This window comes from Streptomyces sp. NPDC097619 (assembly GCF_040302735.1).
Classification (GTDB): Bacteria; Actinomycetota; Actinomycetes; order Streptomycetales; family Streptomycetaceae; genus Streptomyces.
Map to the genome: position 1 here is coordinate 24,421 of NZ_JBEOSD010000035.1, position 23,280 is coordinate 47,700.

Annotated in this window: 19 protein-coding genes; 3 read left to right on the forward strand and 16 right to left on the reverse strand. The window is 74.1% G+C overall.

The window, feature by feature from the left end:
* Positions 1 to 191 precede the first annotated feature (191 nt).
* Positions 192 to 1,634 (forward strand): cytochrome P450, encoded by a 1,443-nt coding sequence (locus ABTZ17_RS12760; protein WP_352195587.1) that lies wholly within the window; start codon positions 192 to 194, stop codon positions 1,632 to 1,634.
* A 70-nt stretch (positions 1,635 to 1,704) separates the two neighbouring features.
* Here ABTZ17_RS12760 and ABTZ17_RS12765 read toward each other — a convergent pair whose 3' ends face one another.
* On the reverse strand, positions 1,705 to 3,255 hold the full coding sequence (locus ABTZ17_RS12765) for an MFS transporter (RefSeq protein WP_502994655.1): 1,551 nt from the start codon (positions 3,253 to 3,255) through the stop codon (positions 1,705 to 1,707).
* Positions 3,256 to 3,350: 95 nt separating this feature from the next.
* Here ABTZ17_RS12765 and ABTZ17_RS12770 point away from each other — a divergent pair, with 95 nt between their 5' ends.
* On the forward strand, positions 3,351 to 5,423 hold the full coding sequence (locus tag ABTZ17_RS12770; RefSeq protein ID WP_352195588.1) for a S9 family peptidase: 2,073 nt from the start codon (positions 3,351 to 3,353) through the stop codon (positions 5,421 to 5,423).
* A gap of 107 nt (positions 5,424 to 5,530) precedes the next feature.
* On the opposite strand, the gene ABTZ17_RS12775 is transcribed toward ABTZ17_RS12770, so the two are convergent.
* From ABTZ17_RS12775 to ABTZ17_RS12835, 13 genes are all read right to left on the reverse strand, one after another.
* Complete coding sequence (locus tag ABTZ17_RS12775) at positions 5,531 to 6,475, reverse strand: ABC transporter ATP-binding protein (protein ID WP_352195613.1); 945 nt, start codon at positions 6,473 to 6,475, stop codon at positions 5,531 to 5,533.
* Positions 6,476 to 6,594: 119 nt separating this feature from the next.
* Complete coding sequence (locus ABTZ17_RS12780) at positions 6,595 to 7,611, reverse strand: ABC transporter ATP-binding protein (protein WP_352195589.1); 1,017 nt, start codon at positions 7,609 to 7,611, stop codon at positions 6,595 to 6,597.
* A complete protein-coding gene (locus ABTZ17_RS12785; protein ID WP_352195590.1) occupies positions 7,611 to 8,597 on the reverse strand; it encodes an ABC transporter permease in 987 nt (328 codons plus the stop codon). Before ABTZ17_RS12785 ends, ABTZ17_RS12780 begins: the two co-directional genes overlap by 1 nt.
* Positions 8,594 to 9,541: an ABC transporter permease gene (locus tag ABTZ17_RS12790; protein WP_352195591.1), complete on the reverse strand. Its 948-nt coding sequence runs from the start codon at positions 9,539 to 9,541 to the stop codon at positions 8,594 to 8,596. Before ABTZ17_RS12790 ends, ABTZ17_RS12785 begins: the two co-directional genes overlap by 4 nt.
* 29 nt (positions 9,542 to 9,570) lie before the next feature.
* Positions 9,571 to 11,322, reverse strand: a complete 1,752-nt coding sequence (locus ABTZ17_RS12795) for an ABC transporter substrate-binding protein (protein ID WP_352195592.1) — start codon at positions 11,320 to 11,322, stop codon at positions 9,571 to 9,573.
* A gap of 224 nt (positions 11,323 to 11,546) precedes the next feature.
* Positions 11,547 to 12,275: a GntR family transcriptional regulator gene (locus ABTZ17_RS12800; protein ID WP_352195593.1), complete on the reverse strand. Its 729-nt coding sequence runs from the start codon at positions 12,273 to 12,275 to the stop codon at positions 11,547 to 11,549.
* A gap of 41 nt (positions 12,276 to 12,316) precedes the next feature.
* Positions 12,317 to 13,348: an ornithine cyclodeaminase family protein gene (locus ABTZ17_RS12805; RefSeq protein ID WP_352195594.1), complete on the reverse strand. Its 1,032-nt coding sequence runs from the start codon at positions 13,346 to 13,348 to the stop codon at positions 12,317 to 12,319.
* Positions 13,349 to 13,358: 10 nt separating this feature from the next.
* Positions 13,359 to 14,378, reverse strand: coding sequence for a proline racemase family protein (locus ABTZ17_RS12810; RefSeq protein WP_352195595.1), 1,020 nt, complete (start codon positions 14,376 to 14,378; stop codon positions 13,359 to 13,361).
* On the reverse strand, positions 14,375 to 15,379 hold the full coding sequence (locus ABTZ17_RS12815) for a proline racemase family protein (protein ID WP_352195596.1): 1,005 nt from the start codon (positions 15,377 to 15,379) through the stop codon (positions 14,375 to 14,377). Before ABTZ17_RS12815 ends, ABTZ17_RS12810 begins: the two co-directional genes overlap by 4 nt.
* A gap of 179 nt (positions 15,380 to 15,558) precedes the next feature.
* Positions 15,559 to 16,470, reverse strand: a complete 912-nt coding sequence (locus ABTZ17_RS12820) for a dihydrodipicolinate synthase family protein (protein ID WP_352195597.1) — start codon at positions 16,468 to 16,470, stop codon at positions 15,559 to 15,561.
* Between the two features lie 103 nt (positions 16,471 to 16,573).
* Positions 16,574 to 17,986, reverse strand: coding sequence for an FAD/NAD(P)-dependent oxidoreductase (locus ABTZ17_RS12825; RefSeq protein WP_502994657.1), 1,413 nt, complete (start codon positions 17,984 to 17,986; stop codon positions 16,574 to 16,576).
* 259 nt (positions 17,987 to 18,245) lie between these two features.
* Positions 18,246 to 18,569 (reverse strand): (2Fe-2S)-binding protein, encoded by a 324-nt coding sequence (locus tag ABTZ17_RS12830; protein ID WP_352195598.1) that lies wholly within the window; start codon positions 18,567 to 18,569, stop codon positions 18,246 to 18,248.
* On the reverse strand, positions 18,566 to 19,768 hold the full coding sequence (locus ABTZ17_RS12835; RefSeq protein ID WP_352195599.1) for an NAD(P)/FAD-dependent oxidoreductase: 1,203 nt from the start codon (positions 19,766 to 19,768) through the stop codon (positions 18,566 to 18,568). The genes ABTZ17_RS12830 and ABTZ17_RS12835 overlap by 4 nt, the downstream gene beginning before the upstream one ends.
* Before the next feature lie 290 nt (positions 19,769 to 20,058).
* On the opposite strand from ABTZ17_RS12835, the gene ABTZ17_RS12840 reads away from it, so the two are divergent.
* Positions 20,059 to 21,453: an aminopeptidase P family protein gene (locus ABTZ17_RS12840; protein ID WP_352195600.1), complete on the forward strand. Its 1,395-nt coding sequence runs from the start codon at positions 20,059 to 20,061 to the stop codon at positions 21,451 to 21,453.
* A 93-nt stretch (positions 21,454 to 21,546) separates the two neighbouring features.
* On the opposite strand, the gene ABTZ17_RS12845 is transcribed toward ABTZ17_RS12840, so the two are convergent.
* Complete coding sequence (locus ABTZ17_RS12845) at positions 21,547 to 21,945, reverse strand: RidA family protein (protein WP_352195601.1); 399 nt, start codon at positions 21,943 to 21,945, stop codon at positions 21,547 to 21,549.
* A 142-nt stretch (positions 21,946 to 22,087) separates the two neighbouring features.
* Positions 22,088 to 23,197: an acyl-CoA dehydrogenase family protein gene (locus ABTZ17_RS12850; protein ID WP_352195602.1), complete on the reverse strand. Its 1,110-nt coding sequence runs from the start codon at positions 23,195 to 23,197 to the stop codon at positions 22,088 to 22,090.
* Positions 23,198 to 23,280 lie beyond the last annotated feature (83 nt).

The following is a 23,280-nucleotide window of genomic DNA, read 5'->3' on the forward strand; positions in this document are numbered from 1 at the left end:
CCATGTGACCGGTGATGCTGTGGCGTCACCGGTCACCTGCCACAGTCGTCGCGCGGACCGCACCGAACGGGCTAATTCCGGACGGGACCCCGCCGGGGGATCGCCCGCGCGCCGGTGGCCCCCCAGAATCGGTAGTCGGAGCGGGGAACGCCGGAAACCACCGGCGCCCGCGGGGACTTCCAGGGGGCGGCATGAACGGCACCGGCATCAAGGACGGCACGCAGGCCGGCAGCGGCGGCCCGGGCGGGCGGATCGCCCCCTCGGCCGCCGCCCATCCGCTGCTCGGCTCGTTGCCCGAGCTGCGCGCCGACTCCCTCGGCGCGTTCCTCCGTGCGCACCGCACCTACGGGGACGTGGTGCAGCTGCACGCCGGGCCGCCCGGCCTGCGCCGCACCGTGTACTGCGTGTACTCCCCCGAGGGGGTGCAGCAGGTGCTGGCCTCGGAGTCGGGGAACTTCCGCAAGGACAACGCCATCTACCAGGAGATCCGGCTCTCCCTCGGCAACGGGCTGCTGACCAGCCAGGACGGCACGTACCAGCGGCAGCGGCGGCTGGTGCAGCCGCTGTTCACCCGGCGCCGGGTGGACGGGTACGCGCAAGCCGTGGCCACCGAGACCGCCACCCTGCTGGACTCCTGGCGGCGCCGGGACGCGACCACCCTGGACCTGGCCGGGGAGATGACGGGGCTGGCCCTGCGCACCGTCACCCGCATCCTGTTCGGCACCGACGTGGACGCCGCCGCGGACATCGTGGACCGCTCCTTCCCGGTGATCACCCATTACACGCTGCGCCGCGGGTACTCCCCGCTGAACCCGCCCCGGAACTGGCCCACCCCCGGCAACCGCAGGGCCGCCGCGGCCATCCGGGAGCTGTACGCGGTCTGCGACCGGATCATCGCCGGGCGCGGGCCGGTCGCCGGCGGCAGCGACGGCGCGGAGGGCTCCGAGGAGGCGGCGCAGGACCTGCTGACCCTGTTGGCGGGCGCGCGCAGCGCCGGGGAGGCGGCCTTCGACGCCGACGAACTGCGGGACCAGGTCCTGATCTTCCTGCTGGCCGGGCACGAGACCACGGCCACCTCCCTCGCCTTCTCCCTGCACCTGCTCGGGCTGAACCCCGAGGTGCAGGAGCGGGCGCGCGCGGAGGTGCTGTCGGTGCTGGGCGACCGGGACCCGGTGGCGGCGGACCTGGACGCCCTGCCGCTGCTGACGCGGGTGCTGAAGGAGGCCATGCGACTGTATCCGGCGGCGCCGGTGATCGGCCGGCGGGCGGTGGCCGCGACGGTGGTGGACGGTCACGAGATCCCGGCGGGCGCCGACGTGATCGTCGCGCCGTGGGTGTCTCACCGGGACCCGCGGTACTGGCCGGAGCCGGAGCGGTTCGACCCGGACCGGTTCCTGCCCGAGGCGGAGGCGGCCCGACCGCGGTACGCGTGGTTCCCCTTCGGTGGAGGGCCGCGGGCCTGCATCGGTCAGCACTTCTCGATGCTGGAGTCGGTGCTGGCCCTGGCCATGCTGTTGCGGGCGCACACCTTCGAGGGCGTGCCCGGGGAGATCCCGCTGGCCGCGGAGATCACGCTGCGGCCCTCGGTGCCGGTGCCGACCCGGATCGGTCCGGTGGGTCCCCGGGCCTCCTGAGCCGAGGACGGCCCCCGGGCCCCCGCGTCGGGGCCCGGGATTCCGGGGCGGGCGGGTCAGCCGGGGCGGGTCAGCCGGGAGCGGCCGGGGTGTGGTTGCCCTGGAGCCGTTCCCGGTCGGAGGCGCGCACCTGGATGGCGAACAGCGCGATCACGGCGGCGATCAGGGCGAACACGGCGGCGGCGATGAAGGCCGCGGACACCCCGGAGGTCAGCACCTGGTCGCCCCAGGGGTCGGGGAGCTGTCCGGTGCGCTCGAAGAACAGCCGCTCGGCGGGGCGTGCCTCGGCGAGGAAGACGGGCACCTGGCGGTCGGCCTCGTTGCGGCTGGCCGTGCCGAAGATGGTGACCAGGATGGACAGGCCCAGGGAACCGCCCACCTGCTGGGTGACGTTGAGGAGGCCGCTGGCCGCCCCGGACTCGCGGTCGGGGACGTTGGAGAGCGCCATCAGGGTGAGCGACACGAACTGCATGCCCATGCCGAGGCTGAAGACGAGCATGGGGCCGAGCACGCTGCCCAGGTAGGTGGAGTCGATGTCGGTCAGGGTCAGCCAGGAGAGGCCGCCCGCGGCGAGCAGTGCGCCGATCACCATGAAGGGCTTCGGGCCGTACTTCGGGAGCAGTTGGGAGGTGATGCCGGCGCCCACCGCGATGACGGCGCTGACCGGCAGGAAGGCCAGGCCGGCGCGGAGCGGGCTGAAGCCGAGCACGTTCTGCACGAAGAGGGTGAGGAAGAAGAACATGCCGAACATGGCGGCGGCGAGGGCGAGCATGATGCCGTAGGTTCCGGCGCGGTTGCGGTCGGCGAACATGTGCAGCGGGGTGATGGGCTGCTTGGAGCGCCGTTCCACCAGGATGAACAGCACGAGCAGGACGACCGCGAGCACGAAGGACGTGATGGTCAGGCCGTCGCGCCAGCCGTGTTGGGCGGCGCGGATGAACCCGTACACGAGCGCGGCCACGCCCAGGGTGGAGGTGAGGGCGCCCAGCACGTCGAAGTGGCCGGGGTGCCGCTCGGATTCGCGGATCACGCGGGTGGCGGCGAAGGCGATCAGCAGGGCGATCGGGACGTTCACGAAGAACACCCAGCGCCAGTCGAGCCATTCGACGAGGATGCCGCCGAGGAGCAGGCCGATGGCGCCGCCGCCCGCGGAGACGGCCGCGAAGACGCCGAAGGCGCGGTTGCGGGCGGGGCCTTCGGAGAAGGTGGTGGTGATCAGGGCGAGGGAGGTCGGGGAGGCGATGGCCCCGCCGACGCCCTGGAGGGCGCGGGCCGCGAGGAGCTGGCCGGAGTTCTGGGCGAGGCCGCCGAGGAGGGAGGCCAGGCCGAAGAGGAGGACGCCGAACACGAAGACCCGGCGGCGGCCGAGGATGTCGCCGACGCGGCCGCCGAGGAGCAGGAGGCCGCCGAAGGTCAGGGTGTAGGCGTTGACCACCCAGGACAGGCTGGTGGTCGAGAAGTGGAGGGACTCCTGCACGTGCGGGAGTGCGATGTTCACGATGGTGATGTCGAGCACGATCATGAGCTGGCAGGAAGCGATGACGAACAGGGCGAGCCCGTTCCCGCTTCCTCGGACCTTGCCGTCGGTCCCGTTGGTGGTCGGCAGAGTTTTCCGGTCCACCCTTTCGACGCTAAGGCGGCACCGACGGGGCCACCACTCGAACGGGCTAAGACCAGGGTATGGGACAGTGTAATTTCACATGTCACACTGCTTTTATGGATCCCTTCCTCACCCTCTCCGCCCGCACCGCCCGCTTCACCCACGGCGCCCCCCGCGCCGCCGCCTTCGGCGACGAAGGCCGCCTCCTCTGGTTCCTGCGCTCCACCGGCCCCACCGACCCCGTCGACTCCCTCCGCCTCCTCGACACCCGCACCACCGACCCCGCCACCGGCGCCCCCGTCGAACGCCTCCTCGCCGACCCCGCTCTCCTCGCACCCGAGGGCGGCACCCTCCCCCTCCCGGAGCGGCGACTCCGCGAACGCGTCCGCCTCACCGCACCCGGCATCGGCTCCTTCGCCCTCGACGCGACCGGCACCACCGCCGTCCTCGCCCTCCACGGCCGCCTCTTCCGCGTCACCGCCGAGGGCGCCGCACCCGAGGAACTGCCCACCGCAGGGCCCGCCTTCGACCCCCGCCCCACCCCCGACGGCACCCGCGTCGCCTACGTCACCGACGACGCCCTCCACACCACCCCCGGCGGCCGCGTCAGCCCCGACGACGGAGCCCGCTGGGGCGTGGCCGAGTTTGCCGCCGCCGAGGAACTCGGACGCTCACGGGGCCACTGGTGGTCCCCCGACGGTCGGACCCTCCTCGCCACCCGGGTCGCCGAAGACGCCCTGCCCCGCCGCCACTTCGCCGACCCCGAGCACCCCGAACTCCCCGCCGACGACTTCGCCTACCCCCAGGCGGGCGGCCCCAACGCCCGGGTCGAACTCTGGATCCTCGGACCCGAGGACCACCGGGTCCGCCTGCACTGGGACACCGACACCCATCCCTACCTCTCCGACGCCGGCTGGGAATCCGACGACGAGATCCTCCTCACCGTCCAGGACCGCCTCCAGCAAGAGGTCCTCCTGCTCTCCGCCGACCCCGCCACCGGCACCACCCGCGTGCTCTCCCGCACCACCCACCCCCAGTGGGTGGACCCCCTCCCCGGCACCCCCGCCCGCCTCCCCGACGGCCGCCTCCTCACCGCCGCCGACACCCCCGGCGGCGCCGCCCGCGGCCTCGCCCTGGACGGCACCCCCCTCACCGGCGACGACCTCCAGGTCCGCGCCGTCGCCGGCACCCACGAGGGCGCCCTCCTCCTCCACGCCGGCCAGGGCGACCCCGCCCACCAGCAGGTCCTGCTCCTCGACCCCGACACCCGGGAACTCCGGACCCTCGCCGGCGGACCCGGGGTGCACACCGCCCTCGCCTCCGCGGGCGCCCTGCTCCTCACCTCCGCCGACGACACCGGCGTACGACGCACCCTGCGCACCGCCGACGGGGCCGAGCACACCCTCACGGACCTCTCCGCACCACTGCCGTACAAGGTGACACCTCACCTGTCACGGGTCACCGAACACGGCCTCCCCACCGCCCTGGTCCTCCCCCGCCACCACGTACCGGGCCGGAAACTGCCCGTCCTCCTCGACGTGTACGGCGGCCCCGGCTACCAGGCCGTGGCCGCCGAACCCCGCCGCTGGCAGGCCCGACAGTGGTGGGCCGACCAGGGCTTCGCCGTGGTCACCACCGACAACCGCGGCACACCCTTCGTCTCGCCCGACTTCACCCACGCCGTGTACCGGGGCTTCTCCGAGGTCACCCTGACCGACCAGGTCGACGCCCTCCGCGCGCTCGGCGACCGCCACCCCGACCTCGACCTCGACCGGGTCGGCGTCCGCGGCTGGTCCTACGGCGGCTACCTGGCGGCCCTCGCGGTCCTCCGCCGCCCCGACGTCTTCCACGCCGCCGTCGCCGGCGCCGCCCCCACCGACTTCCGGCTCTACGACACCGCCTACACCGAGCGCTACCTCGGCCTCCCCCAGGACCACCCCGAGGTCTACGAACGGGACTGCCTGATCCCCGACGCCCCCGCCCTCACCCGGCCCCTGCTCCTCGTGCACGGGCTGGCCGACGACAACGTCCACCCCTCCCACACCCTCCGGCTCTCCCGCGCCCTCACCGACGCGGGCCGCCCCCACCGCACCCTCCTGCTGCCCGGCGTCACCCACATGACCCCGGACGGCACGAACGAGCGCCTGATGGCGGTGGAACGCGAGTTCCTGCTCGACGCCCTCCGCTGACACCGGACACGCACGAGGGGCCCCGGAGACGACGTCGTCTCCGGGGCCCCTCGGCCGTGCCTCCCGCGAGGTCCCGTCCGGGTCGGGTCCCCTCGGGTCGGGTCCCGTCAGTCCCCGGGGAAGTGGCAGGCCACCTCACGGTTCACGCCCGGCGCGGTGATCCGCAGCAGCGGCCGCTCCGTCCGGCACACGTCCTGAGCCTTCGCGCACCGCGGGTGGAAGCTGCACCCCGGCGGCGGGGCGGCCGGGCTCGGCGGGTCCCCGAGCAGGGTGATCCGCTCCCGACGCCGTTCCGCGGCCGGGTCCGGCAGCGGCACCGCCGACAGCAGGGCCCGGGTGTAGGGGTGCTGCGGGTCCGCGTACAGGGCCGCCTTGTCGCCGATCTCGACGATCCGCCCCAGGTACATCACCGCCACCCGGTCGCTGACCCGCTTCACCACCGACAGGTCGTGGGCGATGAACACGTAGGCCAGTCCCAGCTCCGCGCGCAGCCGCTCCATCAGGTTCACGATCTGCGCCTGCACGGAGACGTCCAGAGCGGAGACGGGTTCGTCGGCCACCACCAGGCGGGGGCTGGTGGCCAGCGAGCGGGCGATGCCGATGCGCTGGGCCTGTCCGCCGGAGAACTCGTGCGGGTAGCGGTCGATGTGCTCGGGGATCAGACCCACCAGCTCCATCAGCTCCGCCGCCCGTCGGCGGGCGTCGGCCGCGCTCCAGCCCTGTACCAGCAGCGGATCGGAGATGATCCGGGCCACGGTCTGGCGGGGGTTGAGGGAGGAGTGCGGGTCCTGGAAGACCATCTGCAGGTGCCGCCGGTGCGGGCGCATGGCCGCCGGGGACAGCCGGGAGATCTCCCGGCCGTCGAAGCGGATGCTGCCGGCGGTGGGCTCCAGCAGGCGGACCAGCATCCGCCCGGTGGTGGACTTGCCGCAGCCGGACTCCCCCACCAGGCCGAGGGTCTCCCCCGCCGCCAGGTCGAAGGACACCCCGTCCACCGCCCGCACCGGGGCACCGCGCCGGCCGAGGGAGGAACGGCGGCCGGGGAAGGCCATGGTGAGGTCGCGGACCTCCAGCAGCGGGGCGGTCCCCGGCTCCCCGGGGCGCCGGGCGTCGGGCACGGCCGCCGCCCCCCGCTCCGGTTCGGGCCGGGTGCCGCTGACGGGTGCCGTGGTCATCGGGCAGCCTCCTGGACGGCGCCCGCGAAGTGGCAGGCCGTCATACGTGCGGTGTCACCGTACGGTGCGAAATGTGGCCGCTCATCGCGGCACCGCTCCCGCTCCGCCTCCGTACCGGCCGCCGCCCGCGCGCACCGCGGGGCGAAGGCGCAGCCCGGAGCCGGGGCCAGCAGCGAGGGCGGGGAGCCGGGGATCGCCCGCAGCGGAGCGTCGTCGGCGTCGTCGAGCCGGGGCAGGGAGTCCAGCAGCCCCTGCGTGTACGGGTGCGTCGGGCCGGTGAACAGCTCGTCGACACCGGCCTGTTCGGCGGCCCGGCCGCCGTACATCACCAGCACCTCGTGGGCCACCCGGGCCACCACCCCCAGGTCGTGGGTGATCATGATGACCCCGAGCCCGCGGTCCTGCTGGATGCGCGCGATCAGCTCCAGGATCTGGGCCTGCACGGTGACGTCGAGGGCCGTGGTGGGCTCGTCGGCGATCAGCAGGTCCGGTTCGCAGGCCAGGGCCATCGCGATCATGGCGCGTTGGCGCATGCCCCCGGAGAACTGGTGCGGGTACTCGCCCGCCCGGCGCGCCGGTTCGGGGATGCCCACCTCCGCGAGCATCTCCACCGCGCGCTTGCGGGCCGCGGACCGGCCGGCCCGGAAGTGCACCCGGTAGTGCTCGGCGATCTGCTCGCCCACGGTGTAGTAGGGGTGCAGGCTGGACAGCGGGTCCTGGAAGATCATCGCCATCCGGCGGCCGCGGAGCCGGGACAGCTCCCGTTCGGGCAGGCCGAGGAGTTCCCGGCCCTCCAGCGCCACGGAGCCGGTGACCTCGGCGCCCCGGTGCAGTCCGAGGACGGCCAGGGAGGTCACGGACTTCCCGGAGCCGGACTCGCCGACGATGCCGAGGGTCCGGCCCGCCTCGACGGTGAAGCCGAGGGAGTCCACGGCCCGTACGGTGCCGCGCGGGGTGGAGAAGGTGACCGACAGGTCGCGGACGGCCAGCAGGGGGTGTCCGGTCGGGGCCATCAGTACCTCACCCTCGGGTCGACGACGGCGTACAGGAGGTCGACCGCGAGGTTGGCGACCACGATGAAGAAGGCGGCGAGCAGGGTGACCCCGAGGACCACGGGCTGGTCGGCGTTGACGAGCGCCCCGTAGAACAGCCTCCCGATGCCCGGGAGTCCGAAGATGGACTCGGTGATGACGGCGCCGGCGAGCAGGCCGCCGAGGTCCATGCCGAAGATGGTGAGGATGGGGGTCATCCCGGAGCGCAGGCCGTGCTTGACGACGACGGTGCGTTCGGGCATGCCCTTGGCGCGGGCGGTGCGGATGTACGGTTCGGCCATCGCCTCGATCATCGAACCGCGGCTCTGGCGCGCGTACATGGCGGCGTAGAGCAGGGCCAGGGCGATCCACGGCAGGAGCAGGTTGGAGGCCCAGCCGAGGGGGTCCTCGGTGAAGGGCCGGTAGGCGGGGTAGGGCAGCAGTCCGGCGGTGCGGATCACTCCGTAGATGAGCATGACGGCGGTGAAGTACACCGGCAGGGAGGCCGCGGCGACGGCGCCGACCATGAGGACCCGGTCGGTGACGGTGTCCTTGCGGAGGGCGGCGGTGACCCCGGCGCCGAGGCCGAGGACGAGCCAGAGCACGGCCGCGCCGAGGGCCAGGGAGGCCGAGACGGGCAGCCGGTCCATGAGAAGGTCCCAGACCGGCAGGGAGTTCTCGTACGAGTAGCCCAGGCAGGGGAAGTCACATGGGACGGCGTACTGCCCGGTGCCGAGGGTCCGGCCGGTGAAGATGCCGGTGAGGAACTCGGCGAACTGGTGCCACAGGGACTTGTCCAGGCCGAGGTACTCGCGGACCACGGCGAGGCGTTCGGGGCTGCAGGACTTGCCGCAGGCGGCGGCCGCCGGGTCGGTGGGCAGCACGTAGAAGATGAGGAAGGTGACGGCGGCGATGGCCAGGAGGACCCCGGCGAGGGCGGCGAGCCGGCGGAGCAGGTAGAGGATCACGTGCGTCCGCCCCTCGGGTCGAGGATGTCGCGGAGGGCGTCGCCGAGCAGGGTGAAGGCGAGCACCGAGAGGAAGAGGAAGGTGCTGGGGATGACGAAGTACATGGGGTCGGTCTCGTAGAAGGCGACGCTCTCGGCGATCATCTGCCCCCAGGAGGGGGTGGGCGGGCGGACGCCGACGCCGAGGTAGCTGAGGGCGGCCTCGGTGCTGATCATGCCGGGGATCAGCAGGGTGGTGTAGGCGATGACGGGTCCGGAGACGCCGGGGAGGATGTCGCGGGTCAGGATCCGCCAGGGGCCGGAGCCGCCGACGCGGGCGGCGTCCACGTACTCGCGGTGTTTGAGGGAGAGGGTCTGGCCGCGGACCACGCGGGCCACGCCGGGCCAGCCGAAGAGGCCGATGACGGCGGTGATCAGCAGGATGCGGTTGACGTCCTTCGCCACGGAGAGCATCGCGATCATGAAGATCAGCGAGGGGAAGGACATGGTGAGGTCCATCAGGCGGGACAGCACGGCGTCGGTGCGGCCGCCGAAGTAGCCCGCCGCGATGCCGGCGGCGGTGCCGACGAGGACCACGATGGCGGTGGCGGCGAAGGCGATGAGCAGGGAGACCTGGGCGCCGTGCACGACGCGGGCGAACAGGTCGCGTCCGGTGACGGGTTCGACGCCGAGCCAGTGCTCGGAGCTGATCCCGCCGAAGGAGCCCAGGGGCAGGCCGCCGAGGTAGGGGTCGACGGCGGTCTTGTCGAACTCCTCGGGGGACCAGCCTCCGAGGGCGCCGAGCCAGGGCGCGGTGGCGGCCATGAGGACGAAGAGGGTGACGACGGCGAGGCTGACGCGGACGGCGGGGCGGCGGCGGAGTTCCCGCCGGGCGAGCTGCCAGGGGCTGCTGCCCGGAGGGACCTCCACCGCGGCCGGCGCGGTACCGGCTGCGGTGGCGGTCATGGGGTCGGGGGTCCGGTTCCGGTCCGCGCTCAGCCCTGGCCCTTCGCGGGGTCCTTGAGGCCGATGGTGGCGTAGTCGATGGCGCCGGACCAGACGGGGTGGCCGAAGGCGCCGGCGATGTTGGTGCCGATGAGGAGCGGCTTGCGCTCCAGGACCACGGGGACGGCCGGGGACTTCTTCATGATCTCGGCGTCGAGGTCGATCCAGCCCTGGCGGGCGAGTTGGGCGTCGGCGAGGCCGTTGATCTCGTCGATGCGCTTGATGGTCTGCTCGTCCTTGAACTGGGAGTAGTTGCCGCTGTTGCCCTTGACCTTGATGGTGCGGCCGTCGAAGACGAAGGGCAGGAAGGTGGAGCCGGAGGGGTAGTCGGGGCACCAGCCGCTGAGCGTCATGTCGGGGGCGGTGGTGGTGTCGCCGATGATGTCGTAGAAGGCGCCGGGGTCGACGGTGTCGATGACGACCTCGACGCCGGCGCGGCCCAGGCCCTGCTGGATGGCCTCGGCGCGGGACTTGTCGCCGCTGGAGACGGTGAGGGAGACCTTCAGCTTCTGCTTGCCCGCGGCCTTGAGGAGTTCCTTGGCCTTCTTCGGGTCGCCGGCGGGCGCGATCTCGAGGGTGTCGGCCTGAACCCCTCCGGTGAGGGAGGAGGGCAGGTAGGCGGTGGCGATCTCGTTGAAGGCGGGGCCGCCGCCGGCGGTGACCAGGGACTCCTTGTCCACGGCGTACTGGAGGGCCTCGCGCACCTTGACGTCGTCGAAGGGGGCGCGGGAGGTGTTGAGCTGGAGCATGGTGGTGCAGCCCTGGGACTCGGCCAGGAGCCGGGACTTGACCTCGGGCCGGGGCAGGACCTTGGGGGCGCTTTCGGGGCGCATGTTGGAGTAGGCGAGGGCGGAGGCGTCGGCTCCGATGGAGGCGATCAGGCGGTCGTCGATCTGGCCGCCCTTGAGGCCCATGACCACCACGAACCGGTCGGGGTAGGCCTTGCGGACGGTGTCGGTGGCGGCGTCCCAGTGCTCGTTGCGGACGAGGACCAGCTTCTTGTCGCGGTCGTAGGACTCGACCTTGTAGGGGCCGGAGGAGAAGGGGCGGGAGTCGTACCGGGTGCCCTTCTCCTGGGACCGCGGGACCGGGGAGAAGGTGGGGAGGGTGGCGGTGGCGGAGAACTCGGCGACGGGACGGTTGAGTTCGAAGACGATGGTCCTGTCGTCGGGGGTCTTGACCGAGTCGAGGTGCTTGCCCTGGAGGGGGCCGGTGTAGCCCTTGGTGCCGGCGAGGTAGCGGGCGGCGTAGTCGGGGCCGCCGGTGAGGTCCGGGGAGAAGGACCGCTCGACGTTGTACTTGACGTCCTGGGCCTTGATCGGGGAGCCGTCCTCGTACTTCAGGCCGTCCTTGAGGGTGAAGGTCCAGGTGCGGCCGCCGTTGGAGGGGGTGCCGAGGTCGGTGGCGAGGTCGGGGACCAGTTCGCTGCCGGCCTTGCCGGGTTCGGCCTTGAAGGTGACGAGGGTGCGGTAGAGCAGCCGGGTGCCGAAGTCCATGGCCGGCATGACCCAGTTGCGGGCCGGGTCCAGGTGGGAGAAGTCCTGGTTGGACAGGACGGTGAGGGTGCCGCCCTTGACGGGGGTGCCGCCGAGGATCTTGCCGTCGTTGGCGGCGGCCGGGTTGGCGGCGCCCTTGCCCTCGGTGGAGCCGCCGCCCTTGGTGGGTTCGGAGCAGCCCGCGACGCCGAGGGCGAGTGCGGCCACCAGGGAGGTGGCGAGGGCGAGTCGGGTGCGCTTGGTCATGGGTCACTCCAGGGAGGGGCTGCTCTGCGATGTGACCGGTAACATAGTAATGTGAAATTGTACTGACAAGGGTTCTGCGGGCTCGTTATCCAGCCGTGTCCAAATCCCTTCCAGGGCAAGCCTGTTGGGGCCCGCGCCGATCGGCTCGGGCCCCGAGGGGGGCACTGTTCAGGTGGGAAAGCGGCGGTGGGACGCCGACGGACGGGGCCCCGGACCGGCCCCGATCAGGCGGTCCTGCCCCGGCTCGGCGTGCGACCGCCGCGCACCTTGGCGCCCGCGACGGGCTCCTTGCGGCCCTTCGCCCACAAGGAGCGGACGTGCCCGAGGTGGCGCCGCATGATCTCCTCCGCGACCGCCGGGTCCCCGGCGAGCATGGCGTCCAGCAGCTCGTGGTGCTCCTCGGCGGAGGCCACCAACAGGCCCGCCTCGTCCAGGCCGGTCAGCCCGTAGAGCCGGGAGCGCTTGCGCAGGTCGCCGACCGTCTCCACCAGCCGCTCGTTCCCGGCCAGCGCCAGCAGCGAGAGGTGGAAGCGGCGGTCGGCCTCCAGGTAGCCGATCAGGTCGTGTTCGCGGGCGCTGGTGACGATCTCCTCCGCCACCGGCCGGAGCGCCTCCAGCTGCGCCTCCGTGGCGATCTGCGTGACCGCCCCGATGGTCGGCACCTCGATGAGCTGGCGGAGCTCGGTGTACTGGTCGAGGTCCCGCTCGCTGACCTCGGTGATGCGGAAGCCCTTGTTGCGGACCGGCTCGACCAGGCCCTCGCGCGCCAGGTCGAGCATCGCCTCCCGGACGGGGGTGGCCGAGACGCCCAGCTCCGCGGCCAGACCGGGGGCCGAGTAGACGTTGCCCGGGCGCAGTTCACCCGCTATCAAGGCGGCTCGGAGGGCGTGGCCGACCTGGTCACGGAGCCGTTCCTGGGCCTTGATGAGAGTGTGCTGCTTCAGGTCAGCCATTGCATTTCCTCCGAGGATTCGCAGAGGAACAGCGTACAATGTCACGTTTCGCTGTTCGCCCCGGCGGCCGCGTACAGGGCGACCGCCACGGCAAGATCCTCCCAGGCCATGCCCACACTCTTGAAGACCTGTGGACAACTCGTCGTCGCCCGCACCGCCCGGCCCCGCACCAGGTCCGCGAGGGTGCCGGTGACGTGCCCCGGCCCGATGGCCCCCTCCGCCTCCGGGATGAGCAGGTCACCGGCCTCCCGCAGGGCCGCGGCCCGCGACTCCACCCACACCGCGGACCGGCGCACCAGCGCCGTGTCCAGCTCCCGGGCGTCGGGCTCGTGCGAACCGACCGCGACCACGGTGGCCCCCGCCGGCACCAGCCGCCCCTCGAACAGGGGCTCGCGGGCGGTGGTGCAGCACAGCACCAGGTCCGCGCCTGCCACCGCCTCCGGACCGCCGGCGCGGGCCCGGACCCCCGCCGCGCGGGCGTACCCGACCAGGGCGTCCCCCGCCGCGGCGTTCCGTGCCACCACCGTCAGTTCGGAGACCCCGCGGACGGCGAGCAGGGCCCGCAGGTGGCCGTACGCCTGCGGGCCGGAGCCGAACAGGACCGTCCGCAGCGGACCCGGTCCGGTCAGCTCCCGGACCGCGAGCGCGGAGACCGCCGGCGTCCGCAGGGCGGTGAGCGCCGCCCCGTCGAGGAGGGCCAGGGGCCGGAGCGTGGGCCCGTCCAGGAGCAGGTAGGCGCCCGTGATGCGGGGCAGGCCGAGGGCGGCGTTCCCGGGCGCCACCCCGGCGATCTTCACCCCGGCGTGGCCGCCGGACGCGGCGGGCATCAGCAGGAGTTCGCCCCCGGGCACCGCCGTCGCGGTGCGGTGCGGGCAGGACTCCGGGTCCAGGCCCTCGCGGAGCGCGGCGGCCAGCGCCTCGACCGCCTCCGCCGGGGTCAGCAGGGCCTGGATGTCCGCCGCGTCCAGTCGGAACAGGTCCTTCACCCCGAGCGGCGCGGGGGGTGCGGGCGGGGCGGGCGGTCCGGGCGGCGTACCGGGGCGGGCCGTCGGGGGTCCCGAGGGTCGGATCATCGGGGGCCCCTCACAGCAGGAACCCGCTGCCGAGCGAGTCCCGCGGGTCGAGGGAGAAGGTGTGCTCGCCGGTCAGGTAGGCGGCGCCGGTGACCTCGGTGACCCCGCCGCCGAGATGGCGCCCGGTGAACACGGTCCCGGCCACCGACTCGTGGAGGAGGTCCTCCCCCGCGCCGAGCAGCCCGTCCTCGGCGAGCAGCGCCAGCCGGGCGGAGGTGCCGGATCCGCAGGGCGAACGGTCGATCTGTCCGTCGGCGAACACCGTGACGTTGCGCTGGTGCGGGCCGAACGGGGTCTCGGGCAGCTCCTCGTGGAGGATCACCCCGTAGACCCCGGACAACAGGGGGCTGTCGGGGTGCCAGGTCCCGGGGTGCGTGGCGAGGGCGGTGCGGATCTCCCGTCCGGCGCGGACCAGTTCGGGCAGCGCGGCCGGGGTTACCTTCAGGCCCAGGGAGCGGGCCGGGACGGAGGCGTAGCAGGCGCCGGCGTGCGCCAGGTCCACCTCGACCACCCCGAACCCGGTGGCCACGGGGACCTTGCGGGCGGTGACCCGGGCGGGCACGTTGCGGAAGGTGACGCCGGTGGTGCGGCCCTCCGCGCGGTGCACGGTGGCCGTGACCCGGCCCGAGGGCACGTCGATGCGGACCTGCGCGTCGCCGTCGTCGGGGGCGGCGACCAGCCCGGTGTCCACGGCCCAGGCGCCGAGCGCCATGGTGCCGTGGCCGCAGGCGGTGGAGTAGCCGTCCTTGTGCCAGAAGAGCACGCCGAGATGGGCGCCGTCGTCGTCCGGGGGCACCAGGAAGCCGCCGTACATGCCGGCGTGGCCGCGGGGTTCGCGGACCAGCAGGCGGCGTACGTCGTCCAGCGGGCCGCGCCGGGGCGCGGTGCCCGACCCGCCCGGGCCGATGGCGGTGGCGCAGCGGGCGGCGACGCTGTCGCCCGGCACCGGGGGCAGGCCGCCGGTGACGATCCGGAAGGGCTCGCCGGCGGTGTGGTAGTCGGTGGTGCGGACCAGGATGGGCCGGGTCACAGCAGGAACCCTCCGGGGAAGGGGTCGGTGGGGTCGAGGAAGTACTGGGCGGTGCCGGTGATCCAGGCCCGGCCGGTGACGGTGGGCACCACGGCGGGCAGCCCGCCGACGGTGGTCTCGCCGATCAGCCGGCCGGTGAACTCGGTGCCGATGAAGGACTCGTTGGTGAAGTCGCGGTCCAGGGGCAGTTCGCCGCGGGCGTGCAGCTGCGCCATCCGGGCGGAGGTGCCCGTGCCGCACGGGGAACGGTCGAACCAGCCCGGGTGGATGGCCATGGCGTGCCGGGAGTGGACCGCGTCGGAGCCGGGAGCGGCGAGGTAGACGTGCTTGAGGCCGCCGATGTCGCCGAGTTCGGGGTGGACGGGCCGCTGCGGGGAGGCGTTGACGGCGTCCATGACGGCCAGCCCGGCCTTGAGGAGGTCGTCCTTGCGGGCCCGGTCGAAGGGCAGTCCGAGGTCGTCGAGCTCCACGAAGGCGTAGAAGTTGCCCCCGAAGGCCAGGTCGTAGGAGACGGTGCCGTGGCCGGGGACCTCGGTCTTGAGGCCGAGGCCGACGCTGAAGGCGGGGACGTTGGTGAGGGTGACCGCGGTGGCGGCGCCGTCCTCGACCCGGACGTCCACGCCGACCAGCCCGGCCGGGGTGTCCAGACGGACGGTGGTGACGGGTTCGGTGACCTCGACCATGCCCGTCTCGACGAGGACGGTGGCCACGCCGATGGTGCCGTGGCCGCACATGGGGAGCAGGCCGGAGACCTCGATGTAGAGGACGCCCCAGTCGGCGTCGGGGCGGGTGGGCGGCTGGAGGATGGCGCCGCTCATCGCCGCGTGGCCGCGGGGCTCGTACATGAGGAGGGTGCGGAGGTGGTCCATGTGCTCGATGAAGTGCAGGCGGCGCTCGGCCATGGTGGCGCCGGGGATCACGCCGACTCCCCCGGTGACGACCCGGGTCGGCATGCCCTCGGTGTGCGAGTCCACGGCGTGGTAGACGGTGCGGGTGCGCATGGGTGCCCCCTCCTCCTTGCTCTCTTCTGCGGGGTGCGGCTGCGATGCGGATGGGGATGTGTGCGGGGTGTGGCCGGGGTACCCGTGCCGTGTGACGGATCACCGTGTGGGGTGACAGGTGACACTGCCCCGTGACACGGCACGGATCCTGGCCGGCGGGCGCGGGCCCGCCGGTCGGCTCAGTGGTGGCCGTCGGCCAGGGCCTTCTCGGTGGCGGCGCGCACGGCCGCCTCGACCTCGCCGGTCAGGGGGAAGCGCGGCGGCCGGGTGGGGCCGCCGGGACGGCCCGCCAGGTCCATGGACAGCTTGATGGCCTGGACGAACTCGGTCTTGGAGTCCCAGCGCAGCAGCGCGTGGAGGGACTTGTACAGCGGGAGGGCGGTGGCGAGGTCGCCCGCGACCGCCGCGCGGTACAGGGTGGCGCTGGAGCGGGGCAGGGCGTTGGGGTAGCCGGCGATCCAGCCGACGGCGCCGGCCAGAGCCAGTTCGAGGAGGACGTCGTCGGCGCCGATGAGGAGGTCGAGCTCGGGGGCGAGTTCGGCGATCTCGTAGGCGCGGCGGACGTCGCCGCTGAACTCCTTGACCGCCACGATGCTGCCGTCCGCGTGCAGGCGGGCCAGGAGGGCGGGGGTCAGGTCGACCTTGGTGTCGATGGGGTTGTTGTACGCGACGACGGGCAGGCCGGCTCGGGCCACTTCGGCGTAGTGGGCGCGTACGGTCGGCTCATCGGCGCGGTAGGCGTTGGGGGGCAGCAGGAGCACGGAGCCGGCGCCGGCCTCGGCGGCCTGTTCGGCCCAGCGCAGTGATGCGGCGCTGCCGTAGGCCGCGACGCCCGGCATGACGCGGGCGCCGTCGCCGGCGGCCTCGACGGCGGTGCGGACCACGCGGGCCCGTTCCTCGTCGGTGAGGGTCTGGTACTCGCCGAGCGAGCCGTTGGGGACGACCCCGTCGCAGCCGTTGGCGATCAGCCAGGCCACGTGCTCGGCGTAGGCGTCGTGGTCGACGGACAGGTCGTCACGCAGCGGCAGCGTGGTGGCGACCATGATTCCGTGCCAGGGACGGGCGCGGTCGGGGGTGGACGCGTGGGTCATGGCAGGAGTCTCCCTAGTGTGATGTGTGACATTTTACTAGCCGGTGTACGTCGACCACAAGAGCCCGACGCGGTCCCGCGACGGCGCGGGACCGGTGGGCGGTTCAGTCGGCGGCTTCCGCGGGTGCGCGCTCCGGCCCCGGCGGTTCGGGGCGGGCGGGTTCCGCGTCGGCGGGCAGGGCCGCCAGGTGGCGCAGGGGTACGGGGCAGGAGAACGGGCGCCGGTCGGCGGCCGGGTCGGCCCCGGTGAGGGCGGCGACGGCTTGGCCGCACATGCGGCCCTGGCACCATCCCATGCCGGCGCGGGTGAGCAGTTTGACGGTGCGGGCGTCGGTGGCGCCGAGGTCCGTGACGGCCTCGCGGACGCGGCCTGCGGGGACCTCCTCGCAGCGGCAGACGTCGGTGGTGTCGGTGAGCCAGTCGGTCCAGCCGGGACCGGGGCGGTGGGCGGCGCCCATGGCGTCGGCGAAGGCGCGCAGTCGGGCCCGGCCGCGGACCAGGGCGCCGGGGAGGGGCCGTCCGGCGACCGCGAGGGCGGCCAGTTCTCCTTCGACCAGGGCCAGTTGGGCGCCTCCGACGCCGGCGGTCTCGCCCGCGGACCAGATGCCGGGGACGCTGGTGCGCTGGGCGTGGTCGAGGACGAGGGCGGGGGTGCCGTCGGCGGTGGCGCGGGTGGCGCAGCCCAGGCCGGTGGCCAGCTCCAGTTGGGGCACCAGGCCCTGGCCGACGGCGACCGCGTCGCAGGGGATGCGGCGTCCGGTGCCGGGGATCGGTCGCCAGTTTCGGTCGAGGCGGCTGACGGTGACGGCCTCGACCCGGTCGGTGCCGTGGGCCTCGGTGACGGCGTGCCGCATCAGCAGTCGGGTGCCGTGTCGCAGGAGGGCGCTGCCGAACAGGGCGGCTTCGGCGAGTTTGGCGGGGTTGCGGACGAGGGTGGGCAGGTGTCGGGCGTAGCCGGTGTAGAGGGCGGCCTCGGCGACGGCGGGCACCCGGGCCCCGGCGGCGGAGAGGGAGTCGGCCACGGCGAGCAGGAGGGGGCCGCTGCCGGCGACGACCACGCGGCGGCCGGGGAGGACGAGCCCGGATTTGAGCATGGCCTGGGCGCCGGCGGCGCCGACCACGCCGGGCAGGGTCCAGCCGGGGAAGGGGAGTTGGCGTTCGTAGGCGCCGGTGGCGAGCAGGACGGCGTCGGCGTGGACCAGGGCGGGGTTCTCCTCCGGCCCTTCGAGGGCGTGCAGGGCCCACTGGCCGCCGTCGCGGAGGACGGTCCAGACGTGGTGGGAGCGGAGGCGGGTGACGCGGCCGGCGGCCTCGTGGGCGGCGAGGCGGTCGCGGCGGTCGGTGAAGGCCCGCCATTGGTGGTGGAGGGCCTGGGGGCGGTCGGCGCCCAGGTCGTCGGCGGGGTGGCGGTAGTACTGGCCGCCGGGGCGTTCGCCGGCGTCGAGGAGGGTGACGCGCAGGCCGTGGTCGGCGGCCGTGACGGCGGCGGCGAGTCCGGCGGGCCCGGCGCCCACCACGGCCAGGTGCGCGACGCGGTCCGGCCGGTCCGTGCCGGCGGTCGGGGCGGGGGCAGGGGCGGTGGTAGCGGTGGCGGTGGCGGTGGCGGAACCGGCCGCGGCGGGCCCGGTCGCACGCGTGGTCAGGGCGTGGCCTTCCCCCGGGGCGCCGCTCGCGGCGGGTTCGGTCACAGGTGACACCGCACTGTCACGTGTGACATTCGGGGTGTCCGGGGCCGCCGCGGTGTCGGGGGCGGGTCCGTCGTCCCCGGGGCGGGGCTCAGACGCCGAGTTCGCCATGGCCGGTGCCTTCCTGGGTGGTGACGGTGTCCCCGGGGCGGGCCGGGACGAGGCAGGCGCGTTGGTTGGGCCTGCCGTTGACGGTGACCAGGCAGTCGTAGCAGCTGCCGATCCCGCAGAAGGCGCCGCGGGGCGCGCCGCCCCCGCGGGTGGTGCGCCAGGCGAGGATGCCGGCGGCCCACAGCACGGCGGCCACGGTCTGGCCGCTTTCGGCGGGCAGGGCGCGGTCGTCGAAGCGCAGGGTGAAGGTGGCCCGCGCGACCCCTCCCACGAGGTCGCGCGGAGTGCGTGCCGGTCGGTTCATCGCGGGTCTCCCGTCGGGGGTGCGGTCCGGCCGGCGGGGGCGGCGGGGCCCGTGGTGAAGCGCTCGGGTCGGAACGGCCCGATGGGCAGTTCCGGTTCGGCCCCGGTGAGGGCCTGGGCGATGAGGAGTCCGGTGCCGGGGGCGAGGCCGATGCCGGCGCCCTCGTGTCCACAGGCGTGGTGGAGCCCGGGGGCCCGGGGGTCCGGGCCGATGGCGGGCAGGTGGTCGGGCAGGTAGGGGCGGAAGCCGTGGTAGGTGCGGAGCACCCGGACGTCGGCGAGCACGGGGAACAGGGCGGCCGCCTGGGCGGCCAGTCTGCGGAGCGCGTCCGTGGACAGGGTGCGGTCGAAGCCGACCCGTTCGCGGGTGGCGCCGATCAGCACCGGGCCGGAGGGGGTGCCCTCGACCACGGCGGAGGACTGGAGGGCGGCGGAGCCGCTGGCCACGTCGGCGATGTAGTCGGCGGCGTAGACCTTGTGTCGCACCAGGCGGGGCAGGGGTTCGGTGACGAGGACGAACCCTCGGCGGGGCAGGACGGGCAGGGTGGCGCCCGCCAGTTCGGCGACGCGGCCGCCCCAGGTGCCCGCCGCGTTGACGACGGCGCCGGCGGGGAGTTCGCGCCGGGTGGTGCGGACCCCGCGGATCCGGCCGTCGCGGCCGGTGAGCAGGGCGGTGACCTCCTCGCCGAGGAGGAGGGCGGCCCCCGAGGCGCGCAGCAGGCGGGCGGCCGCCTGGGCGGGCTGGACCTGGGCGTCCTGGGGGTAGTGGAACCCGCCCGCGAGGCCGGGGGCGAGGTGGGGTTCGAGGGCGTGGAGGCCGTCGGCGGGGATCTCGGAGGAGAGGACGCCGGAGGCCCGTTGGCCCTCGGCGAAGACCCGTAGGGCCTTCAGGGTGGTCTCGTCGGGCGCCACGACGAGACCGCCCTTCGGCTCGTACTCGCTCTCCGGTGGGAGGACGTCCGGCTCCGCGGCCAGCTCGCGCCAGAGCCGGGTGGACAGCAGCGCGAGGTCGAGTTCGGGGCCCGCTTCCTTGTCGGAGACGAGCAGGTTGCCTTCCCCGGCACCGGTGGTGCCGCCGGCGACGGGGCCGCGGTCGACGACCGTGACGGAGAGTCCGGAGCGGGCGGCGTAGTAGGCGCAGGCCGCTCCGACGACGCCTGCGCCGATGATCACGACGTCCGGGGAGTGTCTGTTGGGCACGGCAGTAATATGTCACATTCTTTAGTGCGGGCCAAGGGTTCCGGGCACTCGGGGGGCGACCTCCTGACAGGCCCCCAGCGAGCCCCCGTCGAGCCCCAGTCGGACCTCGGGAAGACCGTCCGCGACCCGTGCGCGTCGGCCGCCGGAACAGAGCATGGCGGGAGCCGGAAGGAAGCTCTCCTCGATGTGCGATGTAACATAGTAATGTGAAATTGCACTGACAAGTCCTGTGCACCCGCCGTTTCCCTCACGGCCGACTTCCGCCCATAGCAACCCCGTTGGGAGCCCCCGTGACCGAGCACCCCACCGGCCGCCGTACCGATCGCCCCGCCGGCCTCCCCACCGGCAGCCACGACCTGCCCGTGTCACCCGAGCTGTCCGCCTTCATGGCCGGAGGCTGGGCCCCCTCCCCGCTGCCGGCGGACACCCGCGTCGACGCCCACGCGGTCACCCCCGCCCGCCGGGCCCGCCTCTCCGCCCGCTTCCCCGGCGAACGCCTGATCGTCCCCGCCGGAGAACTCAAGGTCCGCTCCAACGACTGCGACCACCGCTTCCGCCCCCACAGCGCCTACGCCTGGCTCACCGGACTCACCGGCGAGGACCAGGTCGGCCACGTCCTCGTCCTGGAACCCACCGGCCCCCACGGGCACGAGGCCGTCCTCCACCTCCGCCCCCGCTCCCCCCGCGCCGAAGGCGACCAGGAATTCCACCGCGACCGCCGCCACGGCGAGTTCTGGGTCGGCCGCCGCCCCGACCTCGCCGAGGCCGAACGCCTCACCGGCATCCGCTGCGCCCACCTCGACCACCTCGGCACCCCCACCGGCCGCCGGGCCGGCACCGACCCCGAACTCACCGCCGTCCTGTCCGAACTCCGCCTCGTCAAGGACGCCTGGGAGATCGGACAGCTGCAACGCGCCGTCGACCACACCACCATCGGCTTCGAGGACGTGGTGCGCGCCCTGCCCCAGGCCCTCGCCCACCCCCGCGGCGAACGCTGGATCGAAGGCGTCTTCGGACTCCGCGCCCGCGCCGAGGGCAACGGCACCGGGTACGACACCATCGCCGCCTCCGGCGCCCACGCCTGCGTCCTGCACTGGATCCGCAACGAAGGCCGCCTGGACCCCCGTGACCTGCTCCTCCTCGACGCCGGTGTGGAGACCGACAGCCTCTACACCGCCGACATCACCCGCACCCTCCCCCTCTCCGGCCGCTTCTCCCCCGTCCAGCGCGAGGTATACGAACTCGTCCTGGCCGCCCAGGAAGCGGGCATCGCCGCCCTCCGCCCCGGGGCCCGCTTCCGCGACTTCCACCGCGCCGGCATGCGCGTCCTCGCCGAGGGTCTCACCGCATGGGGCGTCCTCCGGCACCCGGACGGCGACCTGTACCGCCGCTACACCCTCTGCGGCAGCGGCCACATGCTCGGACTCGACGTGCACGACTGCGCCCAGGCCCGCGCCGGGACCTACCTGGACGGGGTCCTGGAAGAGGGCCAGGTCCTGACGGTCGAACCGGGGCTCTACCTCCAGCCCGACGACGAGACCCTGCCCGCCGCCCTGCGCGGCATCGGCGTCCGCGTCGAGGACGACCTCGTCATCACCGCCGACGGGGCCCGGCTGATGTCCGGCGCCCTCCCGCGCACACCCGACGCGATCGAGGAGTGGATGGGCACCCTCCTCGCAAGCTGAGCCGGGCCGACCACCGGATCCGACACCGAGGGCCGAGGGCGGAGGGCGGAGGAGCAAAGGACCGGGCCGGGAAGCGAGGGGCGGAGGCGGCGCTCAGTCCACGACGGCGATCCCGTCCAACTCCACCAGCGCCTGCTCGTCCCACAGCCGGGTCGTGCCGATCACGGCCATCGCGGGATAGTCCCGCCCCGCCAGCCGCCGCCAGATCCTCCCCAACTCCGCGGCGTGCTCGCGGTAGTCCGCCACATCCGTGGCGTACACCGTCACCCGCGCCAACGCCTCCGGTCCGCCGCCCGCGGCCGCCAGCGCGGCGAGCAGGTTCCCCAGGGCCCGCTCGAACTGCTCCGGCAGGGTCTCCCCCACCACCTTCCCCGCCCCGTCCAGCGCGGTCTGCCCCGCCAGCAGCACCAGCCGCCCCCCGGTCACCGCCACGGCGTGACTGAATCCGGACGGCGGGGACAGCTCCGGCGGATTGATCCGCTCCAGGCCCATCAGGACCTCCCTTCCTCGGCTCCTCGACGTTCGCCCGCCGGCCTCCGACCGGCGACCTCCGACCTCCGACCTCCGACCTCTGGCCTGTGGCCTTCGGCACTCGGCGTTCGGCGCTCGGCTCGCCGCGCTCCGCTCCCCCGCGTCAGCGGTAGAGCTCCTTCGCGATGATCGTGCGCTGCACCTCGCTGGCCCCCTCGTAGATCCGCGGGGCGCGGACCTCCCGGTACAGGTGCTCCAGCAGGTGTCCGCGCTGGAGGGCGCGGGCCCCGTGCAACTGCACGGCGTGGTCCACGACGTACTGGGCGGTCTCGGTGGCCAGGAGCTTCGCCATCGCCGCCCGGCGCGGCACGTCGGCGGCGCCCCGGTCGTGGGCGCCGGCCGCCGCGTACACCAGCAGTCGGGCCGCCTCGGTACGGGTGGCCATCTCCGCGACCCGGTGCGCGACGGCCTGGAGGTCGGCCAGCACTCCGCCGAAGGCCCGCCGGTCGGCGGTGTGCCGCAGGGTGGCGTCCAGGGCGGCGCGGGCCATGCCCACCGCGAAGGCGCCCACGCTGGGCCGGAACAGATTGAGGGTGTCCATGGCCACGCGGAAGCCCCGTCCCGGCTCGCCGAGCAGGTCCTCGGGGCCCACGGGCACCCCGTCGAATGCCAGGGAGCCGATCGGGTGGGGGGAGAGCATTTCCAGGCCCTCCCCGGTCAGTCCCGGCCGGTCCGCCGGGACCAGGAAGGCGCTCACCCCGCGCGCGCCGGGCGCCTGCTCCGTCCGGGCGAACACCGTGTAGAAGTCGGCCTCGGGGGCGTTGGAGATCCACCGCTTCTCCCCGGTCAGCCGCCAACCCCCGGCCGTCGGCTCGGCCGCCAGTTCCAGGGCCGCCGCGTCGGACCCGGCCCCGGGCTCGCTCAGCGCGAAGGCCGCCACGGCCCGGCCCGCGCGGACCTCCGGCAGCCAGCGGTCCCGCTGCTCGGCCGTGCCCGAACGGGCCACCGGGTGTGCGCCCAGTCCCTGCAGGGCCAGCGCGGTCTCGGCCTCCGTACAGGCGTAGGCCAGGGACTCCCGCAGGAGGCACAGCTCCAGGGCGCCCGCGGTGAACAGGCGGTCGAGGAGACCGGTCTCACCGAGGGCGGTCAGCAGCGGCCGGTTCACCCGGCCGGGCTCCCCCTTCACGGCGAGCGGCGCGAACCGTTCGGCGGCCAGCGCGCGCAGCTCGGCGCACCAGCCCTCCTGCGCGGACTCCAGGGCGAACTGCGTCATCGCGGCCCCTCCTCGTCTCGGCGGGCGGCTGCCCCCCGGCCGGTCGGGCGCGCCGGGCGCGCCGCTCCCGGGGACCCGGCGGG